General features: G+C 63.1%; 17 protein-coding genes. 8 read left to right on the top strand and 9 right to left on the bottom strand.

The window, feature by feature from the left end; all coding sequences use genetic code 11:
- Positions 1–42: 42 nt before the first annotated feature.
- The 3 genes from rimO to RBB32_RS14810 all read left to right on the top strand — a co-directional run bounded on the left by rimO (position 43) and on the right by RBB32_RS14810 (position 2,513).
- Positions 43–1,416 (top strand): 30S ribosomal protein S12 methylthiotransferase RimO, encoded by a 1,374-nt coding sequence (rimO, locus tag RBB32_RS14800; RefSeq protein ID WP_306153824.1) that lies wholly within the window; start codon positions 43–45, stop codon positions 1,414–1,416.
- A gap of 61 nt (positions 1,417–1,477) precedes the next feature.
- Complete coding sequence (gene cutA / locus RBB32_RS14805) at positions 1,478–1,789, top strand: divalent-cation tolerance protein CutA (protein WP_306153826.1); 312 nt, start codon at positions 1,478–1,480, stop codon at positions 1,787–1,789.
- A gap of 313 nt (positions 1,790–2,102) precedes the next feature.
- The gene (locus RBB32_RS14810) at positions 2,103–2,513 is read left to right on the top strand and encodes a hypothetical protein (protein WP_306153828.1); all 411 of its coding nucleotides are present in this window, start codon (positions 2,103–2,105) and stop codon (positions 2,511–2,513) included.
- A gap of 81 nt (positions 2,514–2,594) precedes the next feature.
- Here the strand turns inward: RBB32_RS14810 and RBB32_RS14815 are convergent, their stop codons facing one another.
- The 5 genes from RBB32_RS14815 to RBB32_RS14835 form a co-directional block, all read right to left on the bottom strand.
- Positions 2,595–2,885 (bottom strand): DUF6455 family protein, encoded by a 291-nt coding sequence (locus RBB32_RS14815; protein ID WP_306153830.1) that lies wholly within the window; start codon positions 2,883–2,885, stop codon positions 2,595–2,597.
- Complete coding sequence (locus RBB32_RS14820; RefSeq protein WP_306153831.1) at positions 2,882–3,163, bottom strand: DUF6455 family protein; 282 nt, start codon at positions 3,161–3,163, stop codon at positions 2,882–2,884. The genes RBB32_RS14815 and RBB32_RS14820 overlap by 4 nt, the downstream gene beginning before the upstream one ends.
- On the bottom strand, positions 3,156–3,422 hold the full coding sequence (locus RBB32_RS14825) for a DUF6455 family protein (RefSeq protein WP_306153832.1): 267 nt from the start codon (positions 3,420–3,422) through the stop codon (positions 3,156–3,158). The genes RBB32_RS14820 and RBB32_RS14825 overlap by 8 nt, the downstream gene beginning before the upstream one ends.
- A gap of 81 nt (positions 3,423–3,503) precedes the next feature.
- Positions 3,504–3,860 carry a YigZ family protein gene (locus RBB32_RS14830; RefSeq protein WP_306153834.1) on the bottom strand — a complete coding sequence of 119 codons (357 nt, stop codon included), beginning with the start codon at positions 3,858–3,860 and terminating at the stop codon, positions 3,504–3,506.
- A gap of 3 nt (positions 3,861–3,863) precedes the next feature.
- Positions 3,864–4,577: a M48 family metallopeptidase gene (locus tag RBB32_RS14835; RefSeq protein ID WP_306153836.1), complete on the bottom strand. Its 714-nt coding sequence runs from the start codon at positions 4,575–4,577 to the stop codon at positions 3,864–3,866.
- 109 nt (positions 4,578–4,686) lie between these two features.
- On the opposite strand from RBB32_RS14835, the gene RBB32_RS14840 reads away from it, so the two are divergent.
- Entirely contained in the window at positions 4,687–4,932 is a 246-nt protein-coding gene (locus RBB32_RS14840; protein ID WP_306153838.1) for a hypothetical protein, read from the top strand.
- Here the strand turns inward: RBB32_RS14840 and RBB32_RS14845 are convergent.
- The gene (locus RBB32_RS14845; protein ID WP_306153840.1) at positions 4,929–5,183 is read right to left on the bottom strand and encodes a DUF167 domain-containing protein; all 255 of its coding nucleotides are present in this window, start codon (positions 5,181–5,183) and stop codon (positions 4,929–4,931) included. The genes RBB32_RS14840 and RBB32_RS14845 overlap by 4 nt on opposite strands.
- A gap of 93 nt (positions 5,184–5,276) precedes the next feature.
- Between RBB32_RS14845 and RBB32_RS14850 the strand changes: the two genes are divergently transcribed.
- Positions 5,277–5,855, top strand: coding sequence for a nitroreductase (locus tag RBB32_RS14850; protein ID WP_306153842.1), 579 nt, complete (start codon positions 5,277–5,279; stop codon positions 5,853–5,855).
- Complete coding sequence (locus tag RBB32_RS14855) at positions 5,852–6,547, top strand: EI24 domain-containing protein (RefSeq protein WP_306153844.1); 696 nt, start codon at positions 5,852–5,854, stop codon at positions 6,545–6,547. Before RBB32_RS14850 ends, RBB32_RS14855 begins: the two co-directional genes overlap by 4 nt.
- Here the strand turns inward: RBB32_RS14855 and RBB32_RS14860 are convergent.
- Positions 6,544–7,173, bottom strand: coding sequence for a cation transporter (locus RBB32_RS14860; RefSeq protein ID WP_306153846.1), 630 nt, complete (start codon positions 7,171–7,173; stop codon positions 6,544–6,546). The genes RBB32_RS14855 and RBB32_RS14860 overlap by 4 nt on opposite strands.
- A 71-nt stretch (positions 7,174–7,244) precedes the next feature.
- Between RBB32_RS14860 and RBB32_RS14865 the strand changes: the two genes are divergently transcribed.
- Positions 7,245–7,661, top strand: a complete 417-nt coding sequence (locus RBB32_RS14865) for a helix-turn-helix domain-containing protein (RefSeq protein WP_306153848.1) — start codon at positions 7,245–7,247, stop codon at positions 7,659–7,661.
- 186 nt (positions 7,662–7,847) lie between these two features.
- On the opposite strand, the gene RBB32_RS14870 is transcribed toward RBB32_RS14865, so the two are convergent.
- The gene (locus RBB32_RS14870) at positions 7,848–8,135 is read right to left on the bottom strand and encodes a DUF1467 family protein (RefSeq protein WP_306153850.1); all 288 of its coding nucleotides are present in this window, start codon (positions 8,133–8,135) and stop codon (positions 7,848–7,850) included.
- On the bottom strand, positions 8,135–8,539 hold the full coding sequence (gene mce / locus RBB32_RS14875) for a methylmalonyl-CoA epimerase (protein WP_306153852.1): 405 nt from the start codon (positions 8,537–8,539) through the stop codon (positions 8,135–8,137). Before mce ends, RBB32_RS14870 begins: the two co-directional genes overlap by 1 nt.
- 148 nt (positions 8,540–8,687) lie before the next feature.
- Here mce and RBB32_RS14880 point away from each other — a divergent pair, with 148 nt between their 5' ends.
- A complete protein-coding gene (locus RBB32_RS14880) occupies positions 8,688–9,416 on the top strand; it encodes a response regulator (RefSeq protein ID WP_306153854.1) in 729 nt (242 codons plus the stop codon).
- Positions 9,417–9,425: the final 9 nt, after the last annotated feature.

Genomic DNA, 9,425 nt, shown 5'->3' on the forward strand with positions numbered 1-9,425 from the left:
TTTCCCTTCCCGCAGCCTTTCCAAGCGTCTATATGCGCCTGCATGAGCACCAATCCCCCCGACCTGCGGCCCGATCTGGCCCGCGCCCGCGTTTCCGAGACCCCGCGCAAGGGGCAGCCCACCATCGGCATGGTCAGCCTTGGCTGTCCCAAGGCATTGGTGGATAGCGAGCGGATCCTGACGCGGCTGCGCGCCGAGGGCTACGGGATCAGCCCGGATTATTCGGGCGCCGATGCGGTGATCGTGAACACCTGCGGGTTTCTGGACAGCGCCAAGGCCGAATCGCTGGGGGCGATCGGCGAGGCGATCGATGCCAACGGCAAGGTGATCGTCACCGGATGCCTGGGGGCCGAGCCCGAGTATATCACCGGCGCGCATCCCAAGGTTTTGGCGGTGACCGGCCCGCACCAGTACGAACAGGTTTTGGACGCGGTGCATGGCGCGGTGCCGCCTGCACCGGACCCTTTCGTCGACCTGCTGCCCGCCAGCGGTGTGAAGCTGACGCCCCGGCATTTCAGTTATCTAAAGATTTCAGAGGGCTGCAATCACAAGTGCAAGTTCTGCATCATCCCCGATATGCGCGGGCGCTTGGCCAGCCGACCGGCCCATGCCGTGGTGCGCGAGGCGGAAAAGCTGGTGGAAAGCGGTGTGCGCGAATTGCTGGTGATTTCACAGGATACCAGCGCCTATGGCGTGGATATCAAGCATGCCGAAGACCGGGGCCACCGCGCGCATATCACCGATCTGGCGCGGGATCTGGGCGGTTTGGGCGCCTGGGTGCGGTTGCATTATGTCTACCCCTATCCGCATGTCCGACAGCTTATTCCGCTGATGGCCGAGGGGCTTGTCCTGCCTTATCTGGATATTCCGTTCCAACATGCGCATCCCGATACGCTGAGGCGTATGGCACGGCCTGCGGCGGCGGCGAAAACGCTGGATGAGATTGCCGCATGGCGGCGCGATTGCCCTGATATTGCCCTGCGCTCTACCTTTATCGTCGGTTATCCCGGCGAAACCGAGGAAGAATTCCAGACCCTGCTGGACTGGCTGGACGAGGCCCGGTTGGACCGGGTGGGTTGCTTCAAATATGAAAACGTGGATGGGGCACGGTCGAACGCCCTGCCCGACCATGTGCCCGAAGAGATCAAGCAAGACCGCTGGGAGCGCTTTATGGAAAAGGCGCAGGCGATTTCCGAGGATAAACTGGCCGCCAAGGTTGGCACAGTGCAAGAGGTGATCGTGGATGACATCGACGAGGATGGCATCGCCACCTGCCGCACCAAGGCCGATGCCCCCGAGATTGACGGCTGTTTGTTCATCGACGAAGGCACCGCGGGGCTGAGCGTGGGCGATATCGTCAGCGTCGAGGTGGACGAGGCGGGCGAGTATGACCTTTGGGGGCGCCTCCCGGGGTAAGGCTTGCCAGATGACTTGGGGCGTGTTGATCTAGGGGCATGATCCGCAAAGGAGGCCCTTCATGATCCATGTCACGACCACCTGCCCCGATCTGGACACCGCCCGAGGCTTGGCCGCGGCGGTTGTGACGGCGCGCTTGGCCGCCTGTGGCAACATAACTCCGGGGGCGAAAAGTGTCTTTCATTGGCAAGGGCGTATCGAGGAGGAGGACGAGGTTTTCCTGACGCTCAAAACACGGCCCGCGCACCGCGCGGCGGTGGTGGAGATGCTGACAGAGCGGCACCCCTATGACCTGCCAGTGATCACTTGGGAAGAGGTGGAGAGCACGCCCGATGCCGAGGCATGGCTGCGCGAGGAGACCGGCGGCGATTGACCGTTTGACTTAATCGCCCAAGATTCCTGCATTGATCGCGCCGGTATTCTTCGGGATTTCCCGAAGTCAAATGGCGCGCGTACTCATCTACCCTTACGGGGTTCTTCGCTATCCAGCGGGCCTGCCGGGTGGCAGATGGCCAGTCTGGTCTGCCCCCTCGCCTCTCGCCCCGACGCTTTATGCCTGGGATCGGCGGAGGGAAGCCCACCGCGCAGGATGATTTGCGCGCCCCCAAAAAAATTCACAAACTTTTGAAACTTTTCGATGGTCCCTGCGTGACTACGGGCACACGCAACAAAGAAAGGACCACGATATGACTCGTACATTCATGACCGCCGTTTTCGCACTGGCCGCCACCACGGCCTTTGCGGATGATCATGCCGCGCCGATGGTCAAGGCCTCGGATCAATCGGTTGAGAACGGCGTTGTCAGTGCCGAGAAGATCGTTGCCGACAAGAATGGCTGGCTGGTTGTGCACCGCACCGATGCCGATATGGCCCCCGGCCCGGTTGTCGGCCATGCCCCCATTCGCAAGGGCGAGACCACCGATGTTGCCGCCATCCTGACCGAAGATGTCGCCGCCGGTGACATGCTTATGCTGATGGTGCATGCCGAAGATGGTGGCAACGCCACCGGGATCTTCGAATATACCCTGGGCGCCAAGGAAGATGGCCCGATCCGGGTGGACGGCGACCTTGTGATGAAAGTGATCACCGCGCAGTAACGCGGCGTTCGACGACAGGACAGCGTGCCGCCCCTTCGCAATGTGCCGGAGGGGCGGCACGCTTGCGTTTGGCTGGAACATTCAGTGCAGGCTTGTTGGGCCCATGTCTTCGATCAAGGTATTCAGAAGGTCGGCATTAGCGCAATGCGCGGGCACTGCAGGCGCGCCGGCGGCGTTTTCGGCCAGCCAGGCTTCGCATGTGGAAACATAAGGGCAGCGTCGGCACTTGGTGACCATATCGGCGTAATGCGCGGGCGTGAGCCGACCGGCGGCAAGCGCATCGGAGAGATTGACATGCACCGCGCGCGCGACGGATCGGGTGAGCCAGAAATGCAGGTTCGGATCACCGAGATGAGAAAGTTGAGCGGTCATGCCTCGGAAAGCTCCTGTTCGATTTTCAGCGCGGCAAGCGCCGCACGGTTGCGGCAGGGTCTTGGCGGGGCGGCGACATGCGGGGCACCGGCCAGCCATTGATCACAACCGTCAGCCCATGCGCAGGCGCGGCAATTGTGCACGATATCGGCCCAGTCGTGCAGGCCAAGCCGCCCGTCGCGGACCGCCGCGACCAGATCGAGGCCGGTGGCGCGGGCCATGCCCTGAACCAGCCAATAGTGACGTCGCGGGGGACCAAGGGGTGTTGGGTCAGGCATGTTTCCCGGCCTTGAGGCGCGCGAAGACGCTGGCGTTGCGGCAAATGTCAGGCGGCGTGTCGACCGGCCCGGTTTGGGTATCAAGCCAGCGGGTGCAATCCTCGGGGTTCGAACAGCCGGTGCAGGCCATGACCGCATCGCTGATCTGGTCGAAGTCGATCTGACCTTCCATGGCCTTGCGTTCGAGATCGACGCCAAGGGCCGAGGCCATACGGTCCACCAAGGCGGCGTGTTTTTTCAGGGTTGATGTGCTGGTCATGGCGAAGCCTTCCTGCTGTGGCCCTTGGGGTGGGCACGAAGGAAGGCTATCGAATCCCGCGCCAGGCGGCCTTGATGTGCATCAAGCCTGCAAATCGTCGAGATAGGCGGTCACGCAGTCCTGAACGTGCCGGAAGCGGTCACCGCCCAGATGCTTGCCCCCGTACCAGCGGGTGACGACGATCACGTGATCGGTAAGGCCCGCGCGTTCCAGCATGCGCACGATCACCATGCCCGCGCCCGATTCGCCATCGTCCCCCTTGAGCGGCGTGCCATCGGCCATGAGCATCGCCCATGTGTTATGGGTGGCCTTGGCGAACTTCTTGTCTTTCTTCAGCTCTTTGAGAAAGGCATCCACCCCCGCGCGATCCTGCGCGGGGCCACCCGAGACCGCGTATTTCGAGCCTCGGTCGCTGATGACACCGGTGAGTTGACGCATGGATCAGAGTTGCGCATCCACGCGGCGGACGGTTTCGATCCGCTTGGCATTGGGCGGGTGGGTGCCAAGGAAGCGATCGCCGGGGTCGGCAATCTGCGTGAAGAATTCAGCCCCACGCACCGGGTTGTAGCCCGCCTTGCGGGTGATCACGGTGCCAAGGCTATCGGCCTCAAGCTCGAAATCCTTGGAGTAGCTGCGCGCGCCCACGGAGGCGCCCAGATCGGTTGCCACCCGCACGCCGTCGCTTCCGGCGCCTGTCAGGGCGGCAAGCCCGCCCAAAAGCACCGCGCCGGCCATGGCGTTTTGCTGCTGGCGTGGAATATGGCCTTCGATGTGGTGGGCGGCCTCGTGCCCCATGACAAAGGCCAGTTCATCGGCATTGCGCACCTCGGAGATCATCGCGAGGGTGAAGGCAAGGATCGGACGGCCCGATTTATCGAGCGTCTGGTAGGCATTGACCGGCTGGCCCGGGCGATCGTCCACGACGATGCGGAAGTCACAGTTTGTCCCGGCCCCGGTGCGGGTGCGACATTCGCGTTCGGCCACGGGTTCGACCGTTTTGACCACCTGTGCGAAGCGCTGCACCTCGGACCGGGTGGGCGGTTCGGGTTTCTTTTGCACCTGGGTCTGCCGGGGTTGTTCGGCAGGCTGCTGCGGCTCAACGGTGGAGACACAACCGGCAAGGCCCACAAGGCCGATAAGAACGATCCAGCGCATGGCAATCCTTAATCTAGAGTTCCGCCCTATATTTAGCAGGCTTTCAGTCATGTGCCAGCCCCTTGCCAGCAAGGCTTGCAAAGGTCCGCTCAGGCGGTAGAGTTGGCCCATGTTTTCAATCGAGCATGAATTTGACGCAACGGTGGTCACGCTGGTCGATGACGGCGCGGCCCCCTTGCAGGAGGATGTCGTGGTCAACGCCTTCGAGGAATGCGTGACCGTCGAGCAATATGACCCACGGACCGACAGTGTTCAGAAGGTGACGCTTTCGATGGCGCAACTGCGCGATCTGGGCGCCGCGCTGAACCTGCCGGAGGGGGTCTATACCCTACCGCCGAAAGCGACAAAGCCTTAGTCCAAGGCAAACACCTTGTCGCGCGCCGTTTGGCCGCGAATGAGCGTGAGCCGCGATTTGGCCACGCCAAGCGCCTTGGCCAGAAGCTTTTGCACGGCGGCATTGGCCTTGCCGTCCTCGGGCGGGGTGGTGACGTAAACCCGGATTTCGCCGCCCTCTTGGGTGATCCGATTGCGCGAGGCGCGCGGCGTGACGCGCAGGGCGATCTGCGTTCCGGGCTGGGCAAGATGGGCAAGGGGTCTGTCGGCCATCTGTCCTGCATAGCGTGGCCCCGCGCGGGACGCTAGGGGTTGACCCCGCCGCCCCCTGCCCCGACATATCGGGGGCAACACCAAGGGGGCCCCATGCCTGCACCGAACCAAGCCGCTATGGATTTTCTGCTGTCGCGCCGCTCGCGGCCCGCCAAGACGCTGACCACCCCGGTGCCAAGCCGTGCCGAGCTGAAGCCGATCCTGACCGCCGCCGCGCGCAGCCCCGATCACGGCAAGCTTGAGCCGTGGCGGTTTATCGTGCTGGAGCGTCCGGCGCTAAAGCGGCTGGCCGAGGTTGCCGAGGCACGCGGCCTGTCGCTTGGCCTCAACGAGGCGGATATCTCGAAGGCGCGGGTGCAGTTCGCTTCGGCGCATCTGGCGGTGGCCGTGGTCGAGGTGGCCAAACCCTCGGACAAGATCCCGCCGATCGAACAGACCTATTCGGCGGGGGCGGTGTGCCTTGCGATGCTGAACGCGGCCTTGGCCAGCGGCTGGGGTGCCAATTGGTTGTCGGGTTGGGCAAGCCATGACCGGGGATTTCTTGAAACCGGTCTGGGGCTGGACACCCATGAGCGGGTGGCGGGCTTCATCCATATCGGCACCGAGACCAGCCAACCGCCCGAACGGCCCCGCCCCGATCTTGATGCCATTACAACATGGGTTTGCGAATGATTTTCACCAGTTTTTTCAAGGCGCTGGGTCAGGTCGGCGATCCGCGCTTTCGCAAGGTGTTCTGGCGCGGGATCGGCCTGACCCTTGGGCTTCTGGCCGCGATCACCGCCGTGCTGGTCTGGGGTGTCGGCTGGATGGTGGGGGATGCGGTGACGCTTCCCTTGCTGGGCGAGGTTCAATGGGTCGATAACGTGCTAAGCTGGGCCTTTGTGGCGCTGATGATCGGGCTGTCGGTATTCCTGATGGTGCCCGTGGCCTCGGCTTTCGTGTCGATGTTCCTGGACGAGGTGGCCGATGCAGTCGAGGATCGGCATTACCCTGATTTGCCCAAGGCCAAAGGCCCGCCGCTGAGCGATGAGCTTCGCGATGGCCTGGCCGCCTTCGGGGTGTTGATCGCGGCCAATATCCTGGCGCTTTTACTGACCATGGTGCTGCCCATCGCGGGCCTGCCGGTGTTTTTCGCGCTGAACGGCTTTTTGCTGGGCCGGGAATATTTCACGCTGGCCGCGATGCGCCGCGAGGGGCGCACCGGGGCCAAGGCCATGCGGCAAAAGCACGGCGCGGTGATCTGGGCCGCGGGGGTGTTGATGGCCCTGCCCCTGATCGTGCCGGTCCTGAACCTCGTGGTGCCGATCATTGGCGCGGCGACCTTCACGCATCTTTATCACCGGTTGAAGGTGAAGCACGGTTAAGTGGCGGTTTGCTGCTCCGCCTCGCGCCGCTCCTCCAGCGCCTGGCGGAGGATCTGCACCGAGGAACTCAGGAACAGCCCGGCCATGATACCCGCGACGATCAGGTCGGGCCAGCCGGTGGCGGTGCCCCAGACGCCCAGGGCCGCGATCATCACCGCGATATTGCCGATGGCGTCATTGCGCGAACACAGCCAGACCGAGCGCACGTTGGCGTCACCGTCCTTGTAGGGCAGCAAAAGCACCACGCTGGCCAGGTTGGCGGCCAATGCCATGACGCCGATGACCCCCATGATCTGCGCCTCGGGCACGCCGATGTAGAAAACCCTGTAAAGCGTCGAGCCGAAAACCCAGGCCCCCATGGCAAAAAGGCTGAGCCCCTTGGCCAGCGCGGCGGTGGTGCGCACCCGGATCGAGGCGCCGATGACAGCCAGCGAAATACCATAGGTCAGCGCGTCGCCCAGAAAATCCAGCGCGTCGGCCTTGAGCGCCTGGGAACCGGCCATCTGGCCCGCGCCCATCTCGACCGCGAACATCGCGGCGTTTATGACGATGACCACCCAAAGCCTGCGCTTGTAGTCGGGCGACAGCCCTTCGAACTTGGCATCATGCCCGCAACATCCAGCCATCCTGGCCCCCTTTTCATCTGCTTTCCCGCAATGTAATCTCTCTAGTAACTATAGCTTCAAGAGGGTTTTTCATGTTTTCCATCGGGCAATTGTCGACCACCACCGGGGTCAAGGTGCCGACCATCCGCTATTACGAGCAAATGGGCCTTCTGGCGGCCCCCGAACGCACGGCGGGCAACCAACGCCGCTATGGGACATCCGAGTTACAACAGCTCGGGTTCATCAAACACGCCCGCGATCTTGGCTTTTCCATCGATGCGATCCGCGCATTGATCGACCTGCAGGACCACCCCGACCGCACCTGCGGAGCGGCAAGCCAGATCGCACATGCACAATTGGAGGCGGTCCGTGGCAAGATTGCCCAGCTTCGCAGGCTGGAAAGTGAACTGGACCGGATCGTCGGCGGCTGCGATGGGGATGGACCATCCAGCGATTGCTACGTTCTGGCCTCCCTTGCCGACCACGGCTTTTGCAACGGGGCGCATTGAACCCAGCGGCACATAGGCGCGGCTACGCTACGCAGGATTGTCTTGAATGCCCGTTTGCACCACGGCAAAGCGCTTGGGCGCGATGGTTTTTTCTTGGCCAAAATACCCCCGCCGGAGGCATCCGAGGGGATGGCCACAGGCCAGCCCCGAGATTTAAAGCGCGCGCCGAAGGCGCGCTCAACATGGTTATTCGGTAAGGCTGGAGGGAGGGCCCATGCGGTCGAACAAATCGATGTCGCGCACCGAGATCGCACCCGAGAGGATCGTGCCGCCGATAATGATCCAAAGCACGATACTGATAAGCGTTGTGATGATCATCTTCTTGCGCAGGTGATGCTGTTCGGGCGATCCGGCATGGGTGCCTTCCACGATCGTGCCCGCCTCGCCCTGTGTCTGGATGCGAATCGGCAGGGCGATCAGGAAGGTCATGAACCAGATCACCAGAAACAGGACGATTGCCGAGGCGATGCTCATCAGACTTGCTCCAGTTCCACGAGGGTGCCTTGGAAATCCTTGGGATGCAGGAAGAGCACCGGTTTGCCATGGGCGCCGATTTTCGGCTCACCCGAGCCCAGAACGCGCGCGCCATGTTCCGTCAGCTGGTCGCGGGCGGCAAGGATATCCTCGACCTCGTAGCAGACGTGGTGAATACCGCCCGATGGGTTCTTCTCAAGAAACCCGTTGATCGGGCTGTCTTCGCCCAAGGGGTACAGCAGTTCGATCTTGGTATTGGGCAGGTCGATGAAGATGACGGTAACGCCATGGTCGGGTTCGTCCTGCGGCTCACCCACCTTGGCCCCCAAGGCCGTGCGGTATTGGGCGGCGGCGGCTTCGAGGTCGGGGACGGCGATGGCAATGTGATTGAGGCGTCCGATCATGGGGAATCCTTTCTTGTGCTTTGCGCTTGTTATGGGGCCACGCCCCTTTTCTGACAAGCGACAGGGGGACGCATCCGCTGGATTAACCATGCGTTAGCCAATCTTTGGATAGCCTTGGGCCATGGACCGCACAGAAAGGAACGGATCTATGGAGGATCTTGACGGCACACTGGCCCCAAACCGCGCGCCCAGCGCGCGGCGGCCATTATTGGGGATGACGATTCTGGTTGTGGAGGACAGCCGCTATGCCTGTGAAGCGCTGCGCCTGATGTGTTTGCGCAGCGGCGCCCGTATCCGCCGGGCGGATTGCCTGTCCTCGGCGCGGCGGCATTTGCAGGTCTACCGGCCTTCGGCGGTGATCGTCGACCACGGGTTGCCCGATGGCTCGGGCCTTGACCTGATCGCGGAACTGAACGCAGCCACGCCCCGGGTGGGTATTATCATGGGGCTTAGTGGCGACGGGTTTGCGGCCAGCGCCTCTGTCGCGGCCGGGGCCGACGGTTTCTTTGAAAAGCCCATGGTCGGCCTTGCCGCATTTCAGCAGGCGTTACTGGATCACCTGCCCAGTGATCGGCAACCGTCCGGGCCACGGGCGCTGAGCGACGAGGTGATCGAACCCGATCCGGTGGCATTCGTGGACGATATGGCCCATGCCGCCGCGTTGTTGGAGGATTGTGGCGAGGGCCCGATGATGGATTACCTGGCGCAATTCCTGGGCGGGGTGGCCCATCTGGTGGAGGACGGGCCGCTGGCACAGGCGGCAAGCGATCTGGCGCGGCGGCGCGAGGCCGGTGGCGGCGGCACCCGCGAGGCGGTGGCGCGCATTGCCGGGCTTGTGCAGGCGCGCCTGCACCAACCAGCGGCGCAATTCAGCTAGACCTTGCCG

It is taken from the genome of Roseovarius sp. MMSF_3281 (assembly GCF_030733685.1).
In the GTDB taxonomy this organism is placed as follows: Bacteria; Pseudomonadota; Alphaproteobacteria; order Rhodobacterales; family Rhodobacteraceae; genus Roseovarius.

Excerpts from the sequence above, each read along its gene's own strand:
- rimO (WP_306153824.1), top strand. The coding sequence starts at position 43 with ATGAGCACCAATCCCCCCGACCTGCGGCCCGATCTGGCCCGCGCCCGC.
- cutA (WP_306153826.1), top strand. The coding sequence starts at position 1,478 with ATGATCCATGTCACGACCACCTGCCCCGATCTGGACACCGCCCGAGGC.
- RBB32_RS14810 (WP_306153828.1), top strand. The coding sequence starts at position 2,103 with ATGACTCGTACATTCATGACCGCCGTTTTCGCACTGGCCGCCACCACG.
- RBB32_RS14815 (WP_306153830.1), bottom strand. The coding sequence starts at position 2,885 with ATGACCGCTCAACTTTCTCATCTCGGTGATCCGAACCTGCATTTCTGG.
- RBB32_RS14820 (WP_306153831.1), bottom strand. The coding sequence starts at position 3,163 with ATGCCTGACCCAACACCCCTTGGTCCCCCGCGACGTCACTATTGGCTG.
- RBB32_RS14825 (WP_306153832.1), bottom strand. The coding sequence starts at position 3,422 with ATGACCAGCACATCAACCCTGAAAAAACACGCCGCCTTGGTGGACCGT.
- RBB32_RS14830 (WP_306153834.1), bottom strand. The coding sequence starts at position 3,860 with ATGCGTCAACTCACCGGTGTCATCAGCGACCGAGGCTCGAAATACGCG.
- RBB32_RS14835 (WP_306153836.1), bottom strand. The coding sequence starts at position 4,577 with ATGCGCTGGATCGTTCTTATCGGCCTTGTGGGCCTTGCCGGTTGTGTC.
- RBB32_RS14840 (WP_306153838.1), top strand. The coding sequence starts at position 4,687 with ATGTTTTCAATCGAGCATGAATTTGACGCAACGGTGGTCACGCTGGTC.
- RBB32_RS14845 (WP_306153840.1), bottom strand. The coding sequence starts at position 5,183 with ATGGCCGACAGACCCCTTGCCCATCTTGCCCAGCCCGGAACGCAGATC.
- RBB32_RS14850 (WP_306153842.1), top strand. The coding sequence starts at position 5,277 with ATGCCTGCACCGAACCAAGCCGCTATGGATTTTCTGCTGTCGCGCCGC.
- RBB32_RS14855 (WP_306153844.1), top strand. The coding sequence starts at position 5,852 with ATGATTTTCACCAGTTTTTTCAAGGCGCTGGGTCAGGTCGGCGATCCG.
- RBB32_RS14860 (WP_306153846.1), bottom strand. The coding sequence starts at position 7,173 with ATGGCTGGATGTTGCGGGCATGATGCCAAGTTCGAAGGGCTGTCGCCC.
- RBB32_RS14865 (WP_306153848.1), top strand. The coding sequence starts at position 7,245 with ATGTTTTCCATCGGGCAATTGTCGACCACCACCGGGGTCAAGGTGCCG.
- RBB32_RS14870 (WP_306153850.1), bottom strand. The coding sequence starts at position 8,135 with ATGAGCATCGCCTCGGCAATCGTCCTGTTTCTGGTGATCTGGTTCATG.
- mce (WP_306153852.1), bottom strand. The coding sequence starts at position 8,539 with ATGATCGGACGCCTCAATCACATTGCCATCGCCGTCCCCGACCTCGAA.
- RBB32_RS14880 (WP_306153854.1), top strand. The coding sequence starts at position 8,688 with ATGGAGGATCTTGACGGCACACTGGCCCCAAACCGCGCGCCCAGCGCG.